This window comes from Streptomyces telluris, assembly GCF_024519335.1.
Taxonomy (GTDB): Bacteria; Actinomycetota; Actinomycetes; order Streptomycetales; family Streptomycetaceae; genus Streptomyces; species Streptomyces telluris.
On record NZ_JANIID010000046.1, the window covers coordinates 1 to 20,156 of the forward strand.

Consider the following 20,156-nt stretch of genomic DNA (forward strand, 5'->3'; position numbering starts at 1 on the left):
CGATCAGCAGGATCAGCGCATAACTTCAGCACCACCCCGCACTCCGCCGAGGGCGGTGGCACCCCCGCACCGACGGGGGCGCCACCGCCCTCGCCGCATACCCGGGGTTCCCGTGACCCGGGACGAATGGACGGGCCAAGATGAGGTAGCCGGAAAGTAAAGACGTTCGAACGCTGGAGGGACACGATGTTACGGAGCAGCCTGCGCAGGACAGCGGCCATGGCCGTGGCGATAGCGGCGACGGCCGCGACCGCCGCCGCCCTCGGCGGTGGGGCGACCGCCTCGGCCGCCCCGGCCGCCGGGCGGACCCCGACCTGCGACGTATCCGGCCTGCGAGCCTCACTGTCCGACAAGGGAGGTCATCAGCACGGCATGTCCCACGAAGGCACCGTGCTGGTGCTCACGAACACCTCCGGCCGTGCCTGCGCACTGCGCGGCTACCCCGGCCTGCAGCTTGAGGACAGCCGGCACAAGGCCGTCGACACGAGCACCTCCTGGGGGAGCACCTACTTCGTCCCCGACCCCGGCAAGAGCACCCTGCTCCTGAAGCCCGGCGGTTCCGCGGAAGCCGCTCTGGCATGGGCCCACGCCGACGCCCCGCGGATGGTGAAGGCCGGCTACCTGCGCATCACGCCTCCGGCGTCCCGCGACCACCTGACGATCCCGTTCGACAAGACGGTGACCAACGGCGACCTCTCCGTCACCGCCTTCACGCGCAGCATCACCGTCTCCTGACGCTTCCCGGCGGACCAGCCGGTCCCGCTGCCCGGACGGAACCGGGCAGCGGGCCGCCACCGGCTGCCGGCCACGGGCCCCGCAGCCGTTACGTGATCTCGCGGAGGGCGTTCGTGGCACAGTGCACTTCGCCGCCGCCGAGGTGCGCCCAGGAGAAGTTCTCCACCCAGTGCACCCGCACGCCGCCTCCGGCCAGGGCGCGTTCGGTCTCGGCGCGGAAGAGGTCACGACCGGCGACCCGCGGGCCGTGCGGTGTGGGGGCTGCGAAGTCGCGGGCGGTCAGGGACAGCCCGTTGGCGAGGGCGGGGGAGAGGGCGATGTGGCGCCGCGGCTGTCCCGCGCCCGAATCGACCCTGTAGTAGAGGACGGGAAGCCGGACGATCTCCTGTGGCTTCAGCCCGGTCTCCCGCAGCAGGACCGCGAGTTGTCCGTCGATGTGCCGGGCAGCGTCCTCGTTGTCACCGGCCTGCTGCTCGTAGCGCAGGAATTCGTCGACGGTCGGCTTGGCCTCCGCGACCGTGTCGGCGAAGAGGTGCTGACCGCCTTCGCCCGCCTGCCGGGCCTGTTTGAGCAGGGCGACGGCCTTGCGGGGGTCGGAGACGGCGAGTGTCCAGCCGCGCGCGTTGTTCGCCCGCACGACGTGGACGGTCTCGTCGACGTGGCCGACCAGCAGCCAGGAGGTGTCCAGCACCACCGAGGGCTGCTGCCCCTGGGCGTTCAGCATGCCGACGAACGACGGGTCGGGCCGGCGGTCGGCGCTGCTGCCGTAGAGAACCCGGCCCTGCGGATGCCCGGCGTACGGCGGCAGGGACTCGAAGTTGCCCGTGAAGTTCAGCAGTTCGTCGACGTTCTTCTCGCGCCGGGACGTGGGCGTGTACTGCTGGACGACGCCCACATCGGGACCGCGCAGGTCGCGGTAGAGGAGCCGGCCTGCGCGGCGGAGGCTCGCGGTGCGGCCGTCCGCGGACGTCCAGTAGTTGGGGGAGCGCAGCAGGATGCGCAGTGTCTGCCGGCCGTGAGGAGTCGTCTTTGTGACGTAACCGGGCTCGGCGATGTCCTGGCGCCAGATGTCCTTCCACCACTGCGCGGTGCCGGGCTGGAACCGTACGCCGCTCTCGGGAAGGCCGGACTCCTTCGCGGCCTTGCGCAGGGAGTCCGCGAATTCCCGCCACTGGCCGGGAGGCCGCGTCGCGGCAGGGACCTCCACGGGCTGCCCCTCGCCCGGGCCCGGAGCGGCGGCGAAGACGTGCTGCGCGCGCTGCAGGTCGTGCTGCAGGAGTACCGGCGCCACGCGCAGGGCCGTCCGGGCCGTCCGGGTGGTGCCGCGCTGCGTGACGGTCAGGGTCACGTCGATCCGGCCGTCCCACCGCTTGCGGTCCCGCACGATGTCACGGCCCTCGACCGCCAGATGCACCCCGCGCCGCAGTTCCTCGGCGCTCAGCCGTCCGCCGGCGCCCAGCGATACGTACTTCCCGTCGCGCACCACGAAGATGCGCGCGTAGGGACTCTGCGCGGCGGGCAAGGAGACCCGGCCGCCGTCGGCATGGCCGCTCACGGTTATGGGCGCAACCGCCAGCGGGGTGAGGTCTTTGGCATCGGCGGCGCCGTTGACCACCTCATCCGCGGCGTCGTTGCAGGCGGCGAGCCGCTCGTCGACGGCCACGTCCAGCCGGTCCAGATCGCCGGCGCGCAGGGTGCAGCGCCGGGCGTCATCATCGAGATTCGGCAGCACGGTCGTGCCCTCGGGCGTGCGCAGCTCGGGCTGGGCGGTCACGGTCGAGGCCTGGGCGCCTGCAGGAGAGATCAGCGTGGCGACGACGGCCGCACAGGCCAGCACTCCGGCCACGGACGCCCGCCTGGTCAGTGGACTTTTCATGCCTTCACTGTCGCGCCGCCGGACCTCAACTCACATCGGCCACCGGGTGGAACTCCGGTTGCATCTTTGTGTCCAGCCCGGGGTGGAGCTTCTCCACTCACGGGTGGAGATCTGCACCATGGAGCCCCGGTGGATGACCGGGGCTCCATGCATGCGCGGTGCTGGAAGGCCGTCGCTTCAGACCTTGTTGAAGCACAGCGTGTAATCGACTCCACGACTGACGGAGTACTGGATGCCGTAGTCGAATGCCGGGCCGCACTTCTTGTCGGGCCCGTACAGCTTCTCGCCCATCTTGTACTCGGCCTGGCCGGAGCCGCAGTCGACGATTTCGGGAACGGGCTTGCCCTTGGGGTCCTGGATCTTGACGCAGTCGCCGATGTTCGGGCTGTGCTTCTTGCTCTCCTCGGCCTGTGCGGCCTGTGCGGCCTCCTTCTTGGCCTTACCGCCGTTGGGGTCGGTGTTGTAGTCCCACACGTACCAGGCGGCGCCACCGAATATCGACAGGACGACGATGGCGGAGATCGCTGCTCGCAGCGGACTCCTCTGCGGTTGCCGGGGTCCCTGCAGAGGCTGAGGCTGCGGGTACCCGTGAGGTGCCTGCGGATAGCCGTGCGGAGGCTGGTTCTGATAGGGCGGCGGCGGTGCGGACATGGTGGAGCTTCCCCGTCATTGACTGCAAAGAGTGAAGATCAACGTGTTGTTGACCGGTGAAGGTTACCTTCCGGAACCTCGGCGTCAATCGGCAGAGCCGAGCCGTGGCGCCGGCCCGGTCCTGCCTGTTGCCTCCGATGTCGGTGATGCAGGCAGGTATGTCGCATGCCGGATTTGCCGTATAGAGACTTCAGTGGCATTTTCGTTCTGTTTGTGGATCTGTCTGGCGGGCAGCTTGGCAGCGGAACCTTCCGGCGAGGGGCGGGGGATGACGGTAGTGATGAGGCATCAGGTGCGGGTCGGTACAGGGGTGGCGCTGGTGTGCGCGGCCGGGATGGTGCTCGCAGGCTGCGGCAAGGACAGCAAGGACAGCAAGGGTGGTGCGGACGGGGCGAAGTCCCCCGGCAGCAGTGCGCCCCCTGCCGCTTCGGCTTCGCCCCCGGGGCAAGGATCCGGAGACGGGAAGCCCGGCGGCGCCGGCGACGGCGGGCTTCCCGCCCTGCCGTCGTCAGGGGACGCGAAGAAGCAGCTGAACGGGCTGACCGTGGCCAAGCCCCGGCCGATGACCGGATACAGCCGCGACAAGTTCCCGCACTGGGCCCAGCAGGGCAACAAGTGCGACACGCGCGAGACGATCCTCGGCCGCGACGGCAAGGACGTGAAGCGCGATGCGGAGTGCCGGGCGGTCTCCGGCACCTGGCAGAGCCTGTACGACGGCAAGAGCTTCACCGCGGCCTCCCAGGTCGACATCGACCACATCGTGCCGCTGGCCAACGCCTGGCGGTCGGGCGCCGACCAGTGGAGCACGGACCGGCGCAAGGCACTTGCCAACGACCTCACGCACCCGCAGCTGCTGACCGTCTCCGCGGCGACGAACCGCAGCAAGGGCGACCAGAGCCCCGACCAGTGGCAGCCCCCGGCGAAGACCGCCTGGTGCGCCTACGGCCGCGCTTGGACCTCGGTGAAGTCCACCTACGGCCTGACCGTCACCGAGGACGAGAAGAAGATGCTCACGACGATGCTGGGCACTTGCACCTCGTGATCGGATAACCGGCTGCGGTCTGCCGTCTGCCGCCGGCCCGGCACCGGGAGAGGCAGCCGCCGGGCGGGACGTCGTGACGCCCCGCCCGGCGGCCCCTGTCATACGGCCGGTTCGGATCAGATGCCGAACGGCGCCGCGTAGCGGACGGTACCGGCCGGCAGCGGGTGGCCGGCGTCGAGGGCGAGGGCCATCATGGCCTCGTCCGGGACGTCGATGGTCAGCCCGATGCCGTGGGCCGAGGCCCGGGTGAAGCCGAACCGCGGGTAGTACGCCGGGTGCCCGAGGACGGTGACGAAGCGCTCGCCCATGCCCTTCGCGGCCTCAAGAACAGCGCGAACGGCTGCGGAACCGGCGCCGGTGCTCTGGTGCTCGGGGAGCACGGAGACGGGAGCCAGGCACAGGGCCGGGACGTCGCCGATGTGGCATCGGGTGAGCAGCGCGTGACCGACCGGCTTGCCGTCGGCGCCGGTGACGACGATCGACAGGCCCTCGATCCACGAGGAATCGGTGCGCAAGGCGTCGACGAGGTCGGCTTCCAGCGGGGTTTCGAACGCCGCGAGGACGATGTCGCGGACGGCAGGGATGTCGGCGCCGGTCTCGGCGCGCGTGATCCAGTCAATGCGATGAGTCATGGCGGTACGGAGATCCGTTCCATGGTGATGTTCGTATGGATGTCGCCCCGCGAGCTCACGCTCCCGGCAGGGCACAGCAGGATGCGGTCAGACCGTCGCCCGGGACGTGAGGATGATCCGGGCGCTGCGCACGGCAGTGGCCTTGCGTACGGTCATCAACCTCACCTCCCGAAATCTCCCGCTATCAGATACGAACGTCGAAAACTGTATCACCCGTGGGTGGGCGCCGGCTCGTGAATTACGGCCTGTAGACGCATGCCGCGAGCCGGGCGTGCGCCTTCCAGCCCAGCGTCTCGTACAGCGCGCGCCCTTCGTCAGTCGCTCCCAGGACGCCCACGGACGCGCCCCCGGCCACGGCGTGGTCGGCGAGCGTGCGCATCACGAAGGCGCCGAGGCCGCGGCGGCGGTGGATCTCCTCGGTCACCACGCGGTCGACGACCGCCTCGTGGCCGAGCAGGGCGACCTGGCCCGTGGCGGCGAGTCCGCCCGCGGCGTCGTGCGTCCGGACGTAGGTGACGCCGTCGCTCGTCTCCAGGGACGCGGTGTAGCCCTCGGGCGGGACGGGTTCCGTGGCCGACAGGTCCACGGCCATCAGATGGCCGGTCTCCTCCTCGTCGACCACCCAGCCCCGAGGCAGCCACGGCCGGATGTCCTCGGGCTCCGCGGGTGCCTTGAGCCAGGTGTGCGGCACGACGACCGATGCCGCGGCCGCGCGCACCGCCGACTCATGGGCTTCGAAGAGCACGTGGCGCGCCGCCTGCTCGGCCTGCCCCACCTCTATGTAGGCCCCCCAGGGCTGCTCGACGGGTCGCGGCGTCCGCCGCGAAAGGGCCCATCCCGACGCCCACGCCCTGACAAGATCCGAAACCACGACGCCTCCCCGAAGTAACCGTCACTCACCGGGAATGCACATTACTCGGGATCATGAGTCACAGCACTTTCTTTTCCTCCCGCGTCCTCTCACGCCATGCCCGGCAGCCGCCCGATCTCTTTGACGACCCTCGCCGCGCCGTCCTCCGCTTCCATGCGCCGTGCGGTCGCTGCAGCCCGCTTGCGGTACTGCGGTTCGTCGACAGCCCGCTTCACTGCTTCCGCCGGCCGGGCGGTGAGTTCCTTGTACGGAACGGGGGCGGTCCCCGCGCCCAGGGAGGCGATCCGCCCCGCCCGGAACGGTTGGTCGGCGGGGGGAGAGGGGGAGACGCGCCCAGCCGCCCTGTTGCCCCAGCGGCCCAGTGAGCGGCCTCCGCCCACAACCGGCCCGAATGCGCCCGTGGGTGTCACCGGCTGCAAGTACACGCCGATGCTGGGGATGCCCAATGATTCCGCGACGTGCCAGCCCAGCGGAGCCGTGGTGGTCGAGAGCAGCAGCAGGTCCGCACCGGCCGCGGCGGCGTCGGCGATGCCCGGCCCCAGCTCCTGAGTACAAGCAGTGAAGCGGCGGCGGTCAGCTCTGCGGCTGTTCGGGGACGACGAGTTCACGGCGCGGGGACATCGCCGGCGTGACGGCGCCGGCTGAGCGACTCGACTCCTTCTGTCCCTCTACCCCTCTTGTTCCTCCTGCTCCTTCTGTTCCTTCGGGCCCGGCTCCGTGTCGTACGTGGCGGTGCGGCCGGCCAGGCGCTCGTACCGCTGGCGGGCGGCTTGCGGGGTGCTGAGCCCCAGGCCGAAGGCGATCTCCTGCCAGGTCATGCCGCGCCCCCGCGCCATCTGCAGGAGACCGGCTTCCAGCTCGTCCATCTCACCCCGGACCGACGGAACGAGGCTCAGGGCGGCGGTGATGTCGGTGCGGTCCACCTCCGGCTCGCCGTCGACGCGCTGTGCGGCCCCGCTGAGCAGGAACGACACGAGCCGTACGGCTTCGTGCGGCCCGAGGACGGACGGATGGGTCTGGCGGCGGCGCTGTTCGTCGGTGGCCGCGTGCCGCTCCGCGATACGGAACAGGGAGGCATAGACGCGCTGTGCCCGCGCCTGGTCCGCGTGCGGAGGCGCGAAGGGGTCGGTGGGCCGGTCGGTCGGCCGGCCTGCGGGCTGATCGGGAATAGACGGCATGCGATCAAGATGCGGGCGCATGCGAGATGTTGTCAACTAGGTGTTGTAAACAACATGTTCAAACATGTCGACGGCGTCGCCGGCCTTCTGTCGGCGGAGCCGCCCCGGCTTGCCCCGCTACAGCTACAGCTACAGCTACGACTCGGTTCGCGGTCGATCGCCGGCCGTAGCAGCGCCTGCCTGGAGGCGGTACACCACGTTCTTGCGGAGCGGCCCCTCGGGCACGGTCAGGTCGTCGAAGTCGTCGGCCGGGTCGTACGTCATGCCGATGCGGCGCATCACCGCCCGCGAGCGGAGGTTGGTGGCCGTCGTCACCGCGAGGATCTCCGTCAGGCCGAGCTCGGCGAAGCCGAATTCCACGACGGCGAGTGCGGCCTCGGTGGCGTAACCATGGCCCCACGCCGGGCGGGCCAGGCGCCAGCCGGCCTCCACTCCGGTGAACGGCATGTCCTCCTCCACCGGGTCCAGTCCGGCGAACCCGATGAACTCTCCGGTGGCCACGACCTCCACCGCCCACCATCCCCAGCCGCGCCGCTCGAGATCGGCACGGAAGTGGGCGACGGACGCCTCGCTCTCCTCCCGGGTGAGCACCTCGGGGAAGTACCGGCGCACTTCGGGATCGGCATTCATGGCCGCCCAGGGGGCGAGGTCGGACTCCTGCCACGCGCGGAGCACAAGCCGGTCAGTTCGCAGTAGGGACATCACGCCAACCTAATGTGGCCGTGGCCGCCGAGCCATCGAATATGCAGGCCGTGCGGGCCCCTTAAGGGACCCGCACCCTCCTGGGGGACCGGAAGGCCATCTTTCTGTCCTTCCTTGGACGGATGCCTCGCTGGTCTTTGCGGACGATGTCCCGCCATGCACCCCGCCCCGATCGTGGAAGGGAGAGTTCACCTCCGCATCAGGCATCAGATCAGGCATCAGGCATCAGGCATTAGACATCAGGCATTCTTAGGAGAGCAGCCCATGGCAGAAATGACGCGCCGCGGCGTACTGGCAGGCACAGCAGCGTTCGGCGCGGCCGCCGCGGGATTATCCGTGCCGACCCTCGCGGCTCCCGCGGCAGCGGTGTCGCGCAGCAGCACCCCGCCCCGCCCGGACGCGGTCACGGTCGAACCCGGCGACCTGCGCTACCAGTCGCTGACGCATCGCGGGTGCAACGCTCGCTTCGTCGGCGCACCCGACTACGTGCGCGTGGTCAGTTCGACCGAACAGGTCGTCGACGCCGTGCAGCAAGCCGTACGCCAGGGCAAGCGCATCGCCGTCCGCAGCGGTGGGCACTGCTTCGAGGGCTTCGTCGACGACCGGTCCGTCCGGGCCCTCATCGACGTCTCTCCGATGACCGCCGTCTCCTACGACCCGCAGCGCCGTGCGTTCGCCGTCGAGCCCGGCGCCTCGCTCGGTGAGATGTACCGGCGTCTGTTCCTCGGCTGGGGCGTGACCGTTCCGGCCGGTGCCACGGCGGAGGTCGGCGTCGGCGGGCACATTCTGGGCGGCGGATACGGTGCCCTGTCCCGCCGCCACGGCCTGGGCGTGGACCACCTGGAGGCCGTCGAGGTCGTGGTGGTGGACAGGGACGGCGAGGCGCGCAGCGTGGTGGCCTCCAGGGATCCCGCCGATCCCCACCACGACCTGTGGTGGGCGCACACCGGCTGCGGAGGCGGCAACTTCGGCATCGTCACGCGCTACTGGTTCCGGTCGCCCGGTGCGAAGGGCTCCGACCCCTCACACTTGCTGCCCCGGGCCCCGGAGTCCGCACTCACCTTCAGCGCCTCGTGGTCCTGGAAGGACCTCGACCGGAGCTCCTTCACCCGGCTGGTGCGCAATCACGGCAGCTGGCACGAGCGCAACAGCGCCCCCGACTCTCCCTACGCCGGGCTGTTCAGCGTCCTGATGCTCAACAACCGCAAGTCGGGCACCGTCGACCTGGTCGGGCACCTGGACTCCACCGGGCCGGGTGCCCGGCGGCTGATCGACGACTACGTGGCCGCCGTCGGCCGCGGGGCCGGGGCGCGGCCCACCCGGAGCCATGTGGAACGGCCGTGGCTGCAGGTCGCCGCGAGCGTGGAGGAGAGCCGGCCGGGATTCTTCAAGGCGAAGGCCGCCTATCTGCGGAAACGTTTCACGGACCGGCAGACGGACACCATCCATGACCACGTGGCGGGCAAAGAGGCCGCCGAGCTCACCGGCTCCCTGTGGCTTGTCTCCTACGGCGGGAAGGTCAACACCGTCGCGCCCGGGGCGACCGCCGTCGCGCAGCGCGACTCCATCCTCAAGGCGGTCTACCTCACCGGCTGGGAACCGCAGGAGGACGCCGGACCGCACCTGTCGTGGGTGCGCGACTTCTACCGCGCCGTCTACGCCGACAGTGGCGGCGTACCGGTCCCCGGCACCGTCAGCGACGGCTCCTTCATCAACTACCCCGACACCGACCTCGCCGACTCCGCATGGAACACCTCCGGCACGCCGTGGCAGAGCCTCTACTACAAGCAGCACTACCCCCGCCTCCAGCGCGTCAAGGCCCGCTGGGACCCCCGCAACGAGTTCCGCCACGCCCTGTCGATCCGTCTGCCCCAGTGACGCCCGGTCTCTTTGCGCCACGGCTCCGTCCCGGCCGGGCGGCGGATGTTCGACGGTGGCGCGAGGCCTTCCTCCCGCGGCGCGCGCCCGGCAGGCGCTCAGGACCGGGTGGCCACGAGGAGGTCGACGAGGTAGGTCTCTTCCACGGTTCCGTCCGGGAAGTCCTCACGGAGGCGGGTGTGCTCGTCGGCGAGGAAAGCCCGGGACCTGGCCCGGTCGAGGACGAGCAACGCCGAGTGACTGCCGATGTTGGCCAGGTGCGTCTCCAGGGGAACGGTACGGCTCCAGCGCACTTGGCGACGCGCGACCCGTAGGCCGGAGAGGCCCGCGATCCGCACGGCGCGGGTGTCGTCGGGGCGCGCCGCGGGTGACGGTTCCGCTCCGCAGAAGCGCGCAAGGCGCTCGTCCTGGGCGGCTATCCAGGGCACGTCCAGGGCGCTGATGTTCCACCAGAGGGCGAGCGCGCCGTCCGGGCGCAGGACCCGCAGGGCCTCGGGAACGGAGCGTTCGGTGTCCGTCCAGTGCCAGGACTGCGCGTACGTGATGAGGTCGCAGGAGGCGTCGGGAAGGGGCAGGGCGTTGCCGTCGCCGCGGACGAGCGGCACACCGGGCAGTGCGCGGCGGAACTGGGCGGCCATGCCGCCGCCGGGCTCGACGGCGACGACGTCGGCGCCGCGTTCGCGGAGCAGGACGGTGGCGATTCCGGTGCCCGCGCCGACATCGGCGACACGGGAGCCTGCCAAGGGTTGTCCCGTGAGCTCTTCGACGGCGTCGAGGAGGGCGGGCGGGTAGGAAGGGCGGTTGGCTGCGTACTGGGCGGCGGCCGAGTTGAACGACTCGGAGCGTGCGACGCGTGAGACGGCAGACATCCGCCCAGGCTAGCCAGCCGCCCGGGCTGACGTCCCCCCTTCACTTGGCTGATCTTGGTCTGCCTCACCTGCCGCGGTCGGGGAGAGCGATTCCGGAGGTGCTCTATCGCGAGCGGTACGCCGGGAGTAGCCTGCGGGCGCTTGTCCGCCGTCAGGGGGTGTGCCGTGGGTGCCGTCGCAGGCGTCGATCCCGTCGCCGAGCACGAGAGGGCCCGCGCCGCCTTGCGCGCCGTCATCCCGCGCCTGGACCGTCTGCTGCGCGCCGCCCCCGACTTGGACGCGCCCTCCGGTGTGCCGCCGTGGACGGTGGGGGACGCCGGCGCCCACCTCTGCGCCGTGTACCTGGCGTTCTGCTCCGCCTTCACCCATGAGTTCGCGGACTGGGACGGCGTCCTGCCGGCGGGCGACGGCTCGTTCACCGAGCGGATCACGGCGGTGAACGCCAAGTCGATCGGGCTCCTGGACGCGGACGAGCGCAGGCACCTCGGCGAACTCCTCACCGAGCGAGGGGAGAGGTTCCTGCACGTCACCAGGGACCTCGCCCCCGGCACACCCGTCGCAGCACCCTGGTACGGACAGAAGGTCGTCCTGACTCTGGCGAACGCGACCGGGCTGATGCTCAGCGAGAGCCTCCTCCATGGTCTCGACGTCGCGCGCGGTGCCCGCATTCCCTGGACGATCGGAGCGGACGAGGCACGCCTGGTGATCGGCCAGGCGATGCCGGCGGTGATGCCGCTCGCCCTGGACGAGGCGAAGGCGCAAGGGGTCCGCATCTCGTTCGACGTCGTCATCAAGGGCGGCCCGCGCCTTGCGGTCGTCGTCGACGACGGGACGGCGACGGTGACCCGTGACGCGCCACCTCGGGCCTACGACTGCAGGATCACGGCGGAACCGACCGCGTTCCTGCTGATCAGCTTCCGGCGCACGCCGCTGTGGACGGCGATCGCCCGCGGCCGGATCCGAGCCGGCGGACGCAGGCCGTGGCTGGCCCTGCGCCTGAGCGAACTGATCGCCGGCCCCTGAGCCCGGGCATTCGTCGGCGCCGGCACCCGGGGAGGCAGCCGTCAACGACCGTCCGGCAGGACGGGACGTGCCCTCCGGGTGAGGGCCAAGGCGGCGAAAGCGAGGGCGGCCGAGACGGTCATGCCCAGGAACATGGGGAACGCGGTGTGCTCGCCGCCCAGCCCGACCAGTGGAGCGGCCACCGCTCCCAGCAGCCCCTGCCCGGCCCCGAGCACGGCGGAGCCGGCACCGGCCGCGTGGGGAACGCGCTCCAGGGCGAGCGCGGTCGCGTTGACGGACACCAGGCAGATGCCGGCGAGCGCCACGTACACCAGCCCCAGTGCGAGCGTCAGGGTGAGGGCGTCGGCCAGGGCGAGCACGGTGAGCGCGGCGGAGGCGGTGACCATGACGTACAGGCCGGTGCGCAGGAGCGCTTCGGGGCTGAAGCGGCCGACCAGCTTGGTGACGACCGCGGTGGCCAGGGCCCCGGCGACTCCGGTGGAGGCGAAGGCCGCGGACGTCTGCCCGACGCTCAGGCCGAGCAGGTTCTGGAAGAGGAACGACGCGCCGCCGAGGTAGCAGAAGAGCACGGCGAGGGAGAGCCCGAAGGAGAGGGCGTAGCCCAGGTAGGCCCGGTTCCCCAGCACCTCGCGCACCGCCCGCGCCGTCGCGGCCGCGCCTCCCGTACGGCGCCGGTCCCTGGGCAGGCTCTCGGGCACGGCGACGGCCGCCGTCACGACCGCGAGGACCGTCGCGGCGGCCAGGACCCAGAACACCGTCCGCCACCCGCCGTTCTCGATCACCACGCCGCCCGCGACGGGCGCGACGACCGGGGCGAGGCCGGTGAGAGCCATCACGATGCCGAACAGCCGCGCCGCGGTCTCGCCCCGGGCCACGTCGGCTATCACGGCCCGGCCGATCACGACGCCGGCGGCACCGCTGAAGCCCTGGACGAAGCGCAGGGCGACCAGCCATTCCAGCGACGGCGCGAGCGCGCAGAACGCCGTGGTCACCACGCACGCGACACCGCCCGCCAGCAGCGGCACCCGTCGGCCGCAGCGGTCGGAGAGCGGGCCGAGGACCAGCTGGCCGAGTCCCATGCCGATCAGGAAGGCGGTCAGGGTGAGCTGGACGCCCGATGCGTCGGTGTGCAGATCGCCCGTCATTTGTGGCAGCGCGGGCAGGTACATGTCCGTAGCCAAAGGCATGACGAAGGCGAGCAGCCCCAGGGCCGCGATCAGGACGGGCATCCGGTATCTCCAGACAGGTCGAACGAGTGCGCTGTGCCGGACAGCAGGCCGCCGCAGGAGGCTCCGGAAGGGCCACCGGCCGGGCTGGAGTGAGCGTTATTGAGCGCAATCGCTGTCCGGGATCCCGACCGTAGAAGCGGAGACCTCTCATCCGCTTCCTTCGCAGGGCCGGAACTGCAGCGTCCGCTGGTCCTACTTCCCGGGCACCGGTCTCCGTCGGACCGGCGCGCCGCGCTCACGGGCGACGGGCGCCCTGAGTCCTAGGCCGTGGTGGGCCCGTTGCCGCACACGGCCCGTGACACCCCCATGCGAAGATCCTTCCGCAGGTGTGCCGGTTCCGGACCGCGGAAGGTGACGATGTACGCGATATCCCTGGGCGACGACGGTGCGGAGCTGCGCCCGGTCGAGCCGTGGCAGGCCGCGGAGTTCCTGGCCCACATGGACCGGGGGCGGGAGTTCATCGGGCAGCACAACGGGCTCCCCGACGTCGTCACGGACCTGGAGTCCAGCCGGGCGTTCCTCCGGACGTACGCGGAGAGGACCGCGGCCGACACCGGACGCCTCTACGGCATCTGGTCGGACGGAAAGCTGGTCGGTGGTTTCCTGCTGCGGAGGCTGGACTTCGAGCAGGGCGTCGCCGAGGCGGGCTGCTGGCTGGAGCCGGCGGCGGTGGGCAGGGGCCTGGTGACCCGGGCCGCGCGCGCGGTCATCGACTGGGCCGTCGAGGAGCGCGGCATCCACCGCGTGGAGTGGTGGGTGTCGGCGGAGAACGCGCCCAGCATCGCCGTGGCGCGGCGGCTCGGCATGACGAGGGACGGCGTGCTGCGGGAGAGCTTCCTGTACCGGGGGAAGCGCCACGACGAGGAGATCTGGTCGGTGCTCGCGCCGGAGTGGCGGGCGGCCGAGCAGGCGTCTTGAGGCCTGAGACCTGAGGGCTGAGGTTTCTGAGGTCCGAGAGCCCCGAGGCTTGACGGCTGACCCCGCCTCCGCCCCCGCCCGCGGCCGGTCGGCCGAGGAGCCTCAGCGGCTCACGTCCCCGCGCTCCGGTTGATGGCGAGCAGTACCAGGTCATCGGTGATGCAGCCACCGGTGTGACGGCGCACATCGGCCAGGACGGCGTCGAGCAGCGCGTCCGGCGAGGGAAAGCCGCGCCCGGTCAGCCGGGCGACCGGGTCGTAGAACGTGTCGGACCGGTCGCGCGCCTCGCTCAGGCCGTCGGTGTACAGGAACAGGGTCGTCCCCGGCGGGAAGGGCACGGTGTCGGTCCGGTCCTCGACGGCGCTCAGCTCCGTCAGGCCCAAGGGCAGGGCCGGCTCGGACGGTTCCACGCCGCGGACCGCCTCGCCGTGCAGCAGCAACGGCGGCGGGTGCCCCCGGTTGATCAGCCGCAGTTCGCCGCCCGAGGGCGGGATCTCGGCCAGGACGCAGGTGACGAACCCCTCGGTGCGCTCCGGCCCCGGCCGCCGCTTCGCTTCCCGCAGCAGCGCCCGGTCCAGCCTGGCCGCGATCCGCACGAGCGTGGGTTCGTCGTCGGCGGCCTCCCGGAACACGCCGAGCGCCACGTCCACCGCCTTGACCGCTTCCATGCCCTTGCCCCGCACGTCGCCGACCAGGCAGCGTACGCCGTACGGAGTGTCCTGGACGCCGTAGAGGTCACCGCCGATCTGCGCGTCCTTCACGGCGGACTGGTAGCGCACGGCGATCTTGTAGGGCCCGATCGAGGCCGGCGGCCGTGGCAGGACGGCGTCCTGTACGGCGAGGGCGATCCTCCGCGCCGACTGCAGCCGCAGGTTGCTGTAGTGCATGAGACGGTTGACGACGACGGCGATCGCCGAGACGGTCGCGACCGCCGCCAGCTCGCTGCGGCCGCCGGAATCCCCCATGATGCCGAAGTGCGTGAGCATCGCGAAGTCGGCGGCGCAGGCGGCGACGGCTGCCAGGATCGTCGCGCGCAGCGACAGCAGCGCGGCCGCCGCCATCGGTGCGGCGGTGTAGAAGGCCTCGGCGCTGAAGCGCGGAGGGGTGTTGTAGTCGAGGACGACCCCTCCGACGAGCAGGGCCACCGGCAGCAACTGGAGGTGGCGCAGGAACCAGCGCCTCTCCGCGCTGCGACCTGCTTTCGGTGCCCTCACGTGCCTGCTCCCGCTCGGTCGTGCCGTAGGACCGTACCCGTACGACACGCTCAAGCATCCTCGGGCCCGATTGCCGCTGCCAGTCATGGTGGGGCCGTAGGGGTACGCGCCGGAACGCCCCCGGCTGCGCCGTTACGACCGCTCCGGACGGACCGGCGGTCCCTTGCCCCGGCCCCGGCGTCGGCCGGGGCGTCGGCCGGGGCGGAGGGCCGGCCGGGAGGGGTCAGGGCGCGGGCGTGAACACCAGGGAGGCGTTGTGCCCGCCGAAGCCGAAGGAGTTCGTGAGCGCGGCCGTCAGCTTGCCGTGCCGGGGCTGTCCCGCGACGACGTCGAGCTTCACCTCCGGGTCGAGGGTGTCGAGGTTCTGCGTTGCGGGGATGACGCCGTCGCGTACGGCGAGGATCGTCGCGAGGGCGCCGATCGCGCCGGCGGCGCCGAACAGGTGGCCGGTCATCGACTTGGTCGCGGTGACGGCCGGGTGCGTGCCGATGGCCTCGGTGATCGACCGGGCCTCCACGAGATCGCCCTTGGGGGTGGACGTCGCATGGGCGTGGACGTGCGCGACGGCCAGGGGATCCAGCCCCGCGGAGGTCAGGGCCATGCGCATCGCGCGGACCTGGCCGTCGGGATGCGCGGCGGTGATGTGGTGGGCGTCCGAGGTGACGCCGGCGCCGGCGAGCGTCGCGTGGGCCCGGGCTCCCCGCGAGGCGGCGGACCCGGCGCGCTCCAGGACGACCACGACCGCGCCCTCTCCGATGACGAATCCGTCGCGGTCGGTGTCGAAGGGGCGGGACGCCTGCCCGGGCGCGTCGTTGCGCGTTGAGTGGGCCTTGGCCTGGGCGAAGCCGGCCAGCGGGAGCGGGTGGATGCACGCTTCCGTGCCGCCTGCTACGACCACGTCGGCGCGGCCGAGCCGGATCAGGTCAAGGCCCATCGCGATGGCCTCGGCCCCGGACGCACAGGCGCTGACGGGGGTGTGCGCGCCGCCGCGGGCGCCGAGGTCGATGCTGACCCACGCGGCCGGGCCGTTCGCCATCAGCATCGGGACGGTGTGGGGCGACACGCGCCGCACCCCGGAGGTTTCGAGGATGTCGTCCTGGCCGAGCATGGTCAGGGCGCCACCGGTGGCCGTGCCGATCACGACGGCCAGCCGCTCCGGGTCGACGTCGGGCCCGCCCGCGTCGGCCCAGGCCTCGCGGGCGGCGACGAGCGCTATCTGCTCACAGCGGTCCATGCGGCGGGCCTGTACGCGGTCCAGGACCTCGGTGGGCTCGGTCCTCAGCCTGCCGGCGATCTTCACGGGCAGGTCGGCCGCCCACTCCTCCTCGATCGCGCTGATCCCCGACCGCCCGGCCAGCATCCCCGACCAGGTCGAGGCGACGTCCCCGCCGAGCGGAGTCGTGGCCCCCAGGCCCGTGACGACCACATCATCGGTGTGCGTGCTCACTGAGCGAACCCCCTTTGTAGTAGAGATACAACTCCCTGCAGAGTCGACTGCGGGAAGAGATCGACTTGACGGCCACTCTGCCAAGGGGGTGACGGGAAATTAGATGTCGTGGCCAACGGATTTCGGCGTCCGGGATTTGTAGGAAACGCTTATTCCCAGCCTTGGGGCCTCACCCGTACGGCGGAGCCGTGCATGCGACCAGAGGGTCGGGGGATGGCTGCTGATTCCGGCCGCCCGGTGGGCGGGCCCGGTACGAGCGACGGACGCCCGGGGCAGGCTCCGTTGGAAAAGATCGGGAGCAGTTCGCCCCACCACTCACTCCCGAGCCGCACTTCCGAACTGCGCTCCCGATCGGAGAACCTCCATGCAGAAGAAGGCCCTTCGTGCCGCCGCGCTCGTCTCCCTCGCCGTCGCCTTGACCATTCCGGCCGGTGCCGCGGTGGCGACCACCCCTTCGCCCGGCCTCGGCCCGAAGTCGACGACCGTCGATTCGGTGGCCGTCGGGTCTGCGGCCGCAGAGACGACCACTTCCTCCATACGAGGGGAAGCCCGCATGGGCTACCCCGTCGACGGCGACGACATCCGGGTCTCGGTCGACGCCCGCAGCACCTTCGCCCAGGGCAACAAGCCCCTGCAGTCCGGGGGAACGTTCCGCATCTTCCACAAGGTCGAGCATCCGGGCGGCGAGCCGGAGGTCTACTGGGGTGACTTCAAGGTCGACTGCCTCACCACAGGTGGCCCCACCGCAACGGTGACCGGCACCCTGGAGCGCACCAGCCCCGGACACCCCTGGCGGACCCACCTCGAACCGCACGTCCGGATGGGGGTGAGCTTCTACGTCCCGGAAGGCAAGGGCGGCGGGCCCGCCCGGATCGGGCTGTCCGGGGCCTCTTTGAAGAAGGAGAAGAAGCCGCCGCTCACGCCGTGCATGGCGCCGGCTGCCGACTCGCCCGTCGTGGCCGGCGGCTACACCCTCAAGGACAGGAAGTAGGCGCTCCGGCACGGCGGCCGGAGCGGGTTTCGCTGTACCGGTTCCACACGTCTCCGGCTCACACCTTCTTCATGGGGAGTGGGCCGGTCGGCCGCGCATGGGCCGACTGCCCGCCCCGGGCGGCCGACTTCGCCGCTTCGCCCACGAGGGACCCTGCTGATCCCGCCATCCGGCCGACGGTGCGTTGGGCCGCGGCCGTCGTGTGCCTCACGGTCCCGCCGGCCGCCTTGCCCGCCATGGGAACCGCCTTCTTCACGACCTTGCTCCCGGCGTCCCCGGCGATGCGCGTCGCCTTCTGCACCGCGCCGTCCACGGTTTTGCCCAGACTGCCGGGGTCGATCGCCGCCAGCCCGCCGAGGTCCGGGGAGGGCGCCGAACCGGCAGCCTGGGCGGCAGTGGCCGATCCGAACGTCAGAGCGGCTGCGGCCATGGCGACGGTGGTGAGGACTCGGCGCATCGACTCTCCTGCAGAGATACGAGTGGGCATGTCATGACTTGTAACGACCGGCCGGTCTTCCGGGACACGCGGCGGCCCGCACGAATACCCTCCGGACGCTTCTGCTCACCCAGCCCCCCGATGGGCCTACGGGTCCGCTTACCGCCCCTCCCGCCGGGGTACCCGAGGGAAATGCGCTTCTTCCGGCTTCCTGGGGTCTATGTGCCCCAGGAGGACACAGCACTGCTCCTGGAAGCCTTCTCCCGGGAGCGGGTCGAGCGTGGCGCGGCCGTGCTGGACGTGGGCACCGGCTGCGGCGTACTGGCCGTGGCGGCGGCACGGCGCCACGCCCGGGCCGTCGCCGTCGACGCCTCGCGCCGTGCCGTGCTCACGACCCGCCTGAACGCGCTGCGGGCAGGGGTGTGCGTGCGGACCGTCCGGGGTGACCTGCTGACGCCCGTGTCCGGCGGGCGCTTCGACCTGATCCTGACAAACCCTCCGTACGTGCCGGTGCCGGGCGGCCGGAAGCCCCTGCGCGGCCCCGGGCGGAACTGGGCCGCGGGAGCGGACGGCCGAGCCCTCCTGGACCGGCTGTGCCGGGGAGTGCCGGAGCTGCTCCGGCCCGGCGGAGTGGTGCTGATGGTCCACTCGTCCGTATGCGGGCCGGAACGCACCGTGAAGGCGCTGGAGAAGGGCGGGCTGACCGCGGAAGTGACCGCCCGGCGCACCGTGGCGTACGGCCCGGTCATGCGCGGTCAGGCCCCGTGGATGCGGGAGCAAGGGCTGATCGGGTCCGGCGACGCCCGGGACGAACTGGTGGTGGTCCGTGGCGAACACCTCACCTGAGGAGCCGGGGTCCGGCGAGGCGCGGCGGGTGTGGCAGGAACCGGGCGGGCCAATGCTGATCGAGGGGCCGGTGGAGTTCGTGACGGAGGACGGCAGGGTCGTCCGCTCGGACCGGCCGGTCGTCGCTGTGTGCACCTGCCGTCGGAGCCTTCTCTACCCGTTCTGCGACACCAGCCATCGCCGTCGCCACCGGCCGGACGAATCTTCCCGGGAAGCCTCAAGCTGAAGCGCACGGAATCCCGCGAACCGGCAGCCTCGGCCTGCGCGCAGCCGTCAGAGAGGACGGCGTACCGCGGAACCACCGTCGCTCCACGCCCCGAGAATGTGGCCGGCGAGACGGTCCTCAAGCCAAACGGTGGCGTCGATCCCGAAGGCGATGTCGTGCGTCAGCCCGGGATCGTCCGCCTGCAGGCCGCCGATGACCTCATGACGTACCAACTGCTCGTGCACGGCGTCCGCTTCGACGTGTTCGGCGTAGAAGTGACGGGCCGCGGGGCCCGCACCGAGCCTGTCGATCGCCTGGACCAGGCGCCGGGACGAGGGGGACGACGTGATCTCCACTGCCGCGAAGTGCCCGGCGAGCGCACCTCGCAGCGACCGGTGCAGCCCCAGGAGTGACATCAGATTCACCACGGCCAGCGTGTGGGCCGTGGCTGCTTCCAGGTAGCGGCCGTACGCCGGGTCGAGGCCGAGTTCGCTCATCGCGGCGGCGAAGAGGCCCGCGTGGATGCGGTCGGCCCGCCCCGCGCCGAACTCGTCGTACTCCACGGCCACCAGCCCCGCCTTGGCCCTCCCGGTCAGCCGGGGAATGGCCCAGGCGTGCGGGTCCGCTTCCTTGAGCTGGTACAGGGAGCGCAGGGCCACGTACTCGCGCAGGTGCTGCACCGTGCCCCCGTCCCGCAGGAAATGCGAGACCCCTTCGCCGTCGGCGGGCTCCACGAGCACGTCCCGCAGCGCGGAAGCGACGTCCGGATGGACCGGGACGTCACCGCGCAGGGCGGAGAGAAACGCCCGTTCCAGCGCTGCGCGCAGGCGGAGCAGCTCCGGGTCCCATTCCCATGCGTCCTCCACGCCGTCGAAGCCTCTGTAGTGCAGCTCGTAGCAGAGGTAGAGGGCGAGGTGGAGATCGTCTCCGTACGGGTCGGAGTTGCGCACGGCGCCGCAGGGAGCAAGGCTTGCCGTCCCTCCGGGCTCGCAGCCGAGCGCACCGATCACCGCCTCGGACAAGGTTCCGCGTGCGTCGGGCAGGCTCGGCACCCTGCTCCTTTCCGTCACGGCCTGCCGGCGTTCGCCAGCAGGCGCAGCGTGGCCTGACCGCCCGCCCTGGTACAGCCGGCGGCCGGAGACAGGCTGTTGCGCTCACCGCTGTTGCGCCTGCCGGCGGCAGCACCGGCTACCTACCAGTAGTGCTTGCGTCCGCCGACCGCGTGCCCCACTGCTCCGAGGACCCAGAGGATCAGGCCGATGACCAGCAGGATGATGCCGATGGTCCACAGGATCGAGATACCGGCCAGGAACCCGATGATGAGGAGAATGACGCCGAGGACGATCATGGTGTCCTCCGATGTGACAGATGTCCCCTGCCTTCTACTATCTTCCCCGGTCGGCCTGCGCGCCA

At 71.3% G+C, this 20,156-nt stretch carries 21 protein-coding genes and 1 pseudogene; 8 read left to right on the plus strand and 14 right to left on the minus strand.

The window, feature by feature from the left end; translation table 11 throughout:
- The first annotated feature begins 186 nt into the window (after nt 1–186).
- Complete coding sequence (locus tag NQU55_RS32780) at nt 187–735, plus strand: DUF4232 domain-containing protein (protein WP_168096208.1); 549 nt, start codon at nt 187–189, stop codon at nt 733–735.
- An 88-nt stretch (nt 736–823) separates the two neighbouring features.
- Here NQU55_RS32780 and NQU55_RS32785 read toward each other — a convergent pair whose 3' ends face one another.
- Nucleotides 824–2,611 (minus strand): protein-arginine deiminase family protein, encoded by a 1,788-nt coding sequence (locus NQU55_RS32785; RefSeq protein WP_168096207.1) that lies wholly within the window; start codon nt 2,609–2,611, stop codon nt 824–826.
- Nucleotides 2,612–2,788: 177 nt separating this feature from the next.
- The gene (locus NQU55_RS32790) at nt 2,789–3,262 is read right to left on the minus strand and encodes an LppU/SCO3897 family protein (protein WP_168096206.1); all 474 of its coding nucleotides are present in this window, start codon (nt 3,260–3,262) and stop codon (nt 2,789–2,791) included.
- A 268-nt stretch (nt 3,263–3,530) separates the two neighbouring features.
- Here NQU55_RS32790 and NQU55_RS32795 point away from each other — a divergent pair, with 268 nt between their 5' ends.
- Complete coding sequence (locus NQU55_RS32795; protein WP_256791672.1) at nt 3,531–4,304, plus strand: HNH endonuclease family protein; 774 nt, start codon at nt 3,531–3,533, stop codon at nt 4,302–4,304.
- Between the two features lie 116 nt (nt 4,305–4,420).
- Here the strand turns inward: NQU55_RS32795 and NQU55_RS32800 are convergent, their stop codons facing one another.
- From NQU55_RS32800 to NQU55_RS32820, 5 genes and pseudogenes are all read right to left on the minus strand, one after another.
- Nucleotides 4,421–4,936 (minus strand): GNAT family N-acetyltransferase, encoded by a 516-nt coding sequence (locus NQU55_RS32800; RefSeq protein WP_168096656.1) that lies wholly within the window; start codon nt 4,934–4,936, stop codon nt 4,421–4,423.
- 238 nt (nt 4,937–5,174) lie between these two features.
- Nucleotides 5,175–5,711 (minus strand): GNAT family N-acetyltransferase, encoded by a 537-nt coding sequence (locus tag NQU55_RS32805; protein WP_256791673.1) that lies wholly within the window; start codon nt 5,709–5,711, stop codon nt 5,175–5,177.
- Between the two features lie 425 nt (nt 5,712–6,136).
- Nucleotides 6,137–6,358: pseudogene (locus NQU55_RS37230) on the minus strand (glycosyltransferase); the annotation flags it as partial.
- A 117-nt stretch (nt 6,359–6,475) separates the two neighbouring features.
- The gene (locus NQU55_RS32815; RefSeq protein ID WP_168096658.1) at nt 6,476–6,985 is read right to left on the minus strand and encodes a DNA-binding protein; all 510 of its coding nucleotides are present in this window, start codon (nt 6,983–6,985) and stop codon (nt 6,476–6,478) included.
- Between the two features lie 135 nt (nt 6,986–7,120).
- The gene (locus NQU55_RS32820; RefSeq protein ID WP_256791674.1) at nt 7,121–7,687 is read right to left on the minus strand and encodes a GNAT family N-acetyltransferase; all 567 of its coding nucleotides are present in this window, start codon (nt 7,685–7,687) and stop codon (nt 7,121–7,123) included.
- Between the two features lie 264 nt (nt 7,688–7,951).
- On the opposite strand from NQU55_RS32820, the gene NQU55_RS32825 reads away from it, so the two are divergent.
- Nucleotides 7,952–9,565, plus strand: a complete 1,614-nt coding sequence (locus tag NQU55_RS32825) for an FAD-binding oxidoreductase (RefSeq protein WP_168095779.1) — start codon at nt 7,952–7,954, stop codon at nt 9,563–9,565.
- Between the two features lie 98 nt (nt 9,566–9,663).
- Here NQU55_RS32825 and NQU55_RS32830 read toward each other — a convergent pair whose 3' ends face one another.
- A complete protein-coding gene (locus NQU55_RS32830; protein WP_168095780.1) occupies nt 9,664–10,434 on the minus strand; it encodes a class I SAM-dependent methyltransferase in 771 nt (256 codons plus the stop codon).
- Nucleotides 10,435–10,599: 165 nt separating this feature from the next.
- On the opposite strand from NQU55_RS32830, the gene NQU55_RS32835 reads away from it, so the two are divergent.
- Nucleotides 10,600–11,457: a maleylpyruvate isomerase N-terminal domain-containing protein gene (locus tag NQU55_RS32835; protein WP_168095781.1), complete on the plus strand. Its 858-nt coding sequence runs from the start codon at nt 10,600–10,602 to the stop codon at nt 11,455–11,457.
- Between the two features lie 41 nt (nt 11,458–11,498).
- Here the strand turns inward: NQU55_RS32835 and NQU55_RS32840 are convergent, their stop codons facing one another.
- Nucleotides 11,499–12,686, minus strand: coding sequence for a multidrug effflux MFS transporter (locus NQU55_RS32840; RefSeq protein WP_168095782.1), 1,188 nt, complete (start codon nt 12,684–12,686; stop codon nt 11,499–11,501).
- A 357-nt stretch (nt 12,687–13,043) separates the two neighbouring features.
- Here NQU55_RS32840 and NQU55_RS32845 point away from each other — a divergent pair, with 357 nt between their 5' ends.
- On the plus strand, nt 13,044–13,604 hold the full coding sequence (locus NQU55_RS32845; RefSeq protein WP_256791675.1) for a GNAT family N-acetyltransferase: 561 nt from the start codon (nt 13,044–13,046) through the stop codon (nt 13,602–13,604).
- Between the two features lie 110 nt (nt 13,605–13,714).
- On the opposite strand, the gene NQU55_RS32850 is transcribed toward NQU55_RS32845, so the two are convergent.
- Together NQU55_RS32850 and NQU55_RS32855 are read right to left on the minus strand one after the other, a co-directional pair.
- Complete coding sequence (locus NQU55_RS32850; RefSeq protein WP_256791677.1) at nt 13,715–14,818, minus strand: PP2C family protein-serine/threonine phosphatase; 1,104 nt, start codon at nt 14,816–14,818, stop codon at nt 13,715–13,717.
- Nucleotides 14,819–15,041: 223 nt separating this feature from the next.
- Nucleotides 15,042–16,265 (minus strand): beta-ketoacyl-[acyl-carrier-protein] synthase family protein, encoded by a 1,224-nt coding sequence (locus NQU55_RS32855; protein WP_168096487.1) that lies wholly within the window; start codon nt 16,263–16,265, stop codon nt 15,042–15,044.
- Nucleotides 16,266–16,629: 364 nt separating this feature from the next.
- Here NQU55_RS32855 and NQU55_RS32860 point away from each other — a divergent pair, with 364 nt between their 5' ends.
- The gene (locus NQU55_RS32860; protein WP_168095694.1) at nt 16,630–17,256 is read left to right on the plus strand and encodes a hypothetical protein; all 627 of its coding nucleotides are present in this window, start codon (nt 16,630–16,632) and stop codon (nt 17,254–17,256) included.
- 58 nt (nt 17,257–17,314) lie between these two features.
- Here NQU55_RS32860 and NQU55_RS32865 read toward each other — a convergent pair whose 3' ends face one another.
- A complete protein-coding gene (locus NQU55_RS32865; RefSeq protein WP_168095693.1) occupies nt 17,315–17,713 on the minus strand; it encodes an ATP-binding protein in 399 nt (132 codons plus the stop codon).
- 171 nt (nt 17,714–17,884) lie between these two features.
- Here NQU55_RS32865 and NQU55_RS32870 point away from each other — a divergent pair, with 171 nt between their 5' ends.
- Together NQU55_RS32870 and NQU55_RS32875 are read left to right on the plus strand one after the other, a co-directional pair.
- On the plus strand, nt 17,885–18,538 hold the full coding sequence (locus NQU55_RS32870; RefSeq protein WP_240976888.1) for a HemK2/MTQ2 family protein methyltransferase: 654 nt from the start codon (nt 17,885–17,887) through the stop codon (nt 18,536–18,538).
- A 52-nt stretch (nt 18,539–18,590) separates the two neighbouring features.
- On the plus strand, nt 18,591–18,764 hold the full coding sequence (locus NQU55_RS32875) for a CDGSH iron-sulfur domain-containing protein (protein WP_168095691.1): 174 nt from the start codon (nt 18,591–18,593) through the stop codon (nt 18,762–18,764).
- 47 nt (nt 18,765–18,811) lie between these two features.
- Here the strand turns inward: NQU55_RS32875 and NQU55_RS32880 are convergent, their stop codons facing one another.
- Together NQU55_RS32880 and NQU55_RS32885 are read right to left on the minus strand one after the other, a co-directional pair.
- Nucleotides 18,812–19,813 carry an iron-containing redox enzyme family protein gene (locus NQU55_RS32880; RefSeq protein ID WP_168095690.1) on the minus strand — a complete coding sequence of 334 codons (1,002 nt, stop codon included), beginning with the start codon at nt 19,811–19,813 and terminating at the stop codon, nt 18,812–18,814.
- Between the two features lie 122 nt (nt 19,814–19,935).
- Nucleotides 19,936–20,091, minus strand: a complete 156-nt coding sequence (locus tag NQU55_RS32885; RefSeq protein ID WP_168095689.1) for a DUF6131 family protein — start codon at nt 20,089–20,091, stop codon at nt 19,936–19,938.
- Between the last annotated feature and the right edge of the window lie 65 nt (nt 20,092–20,156).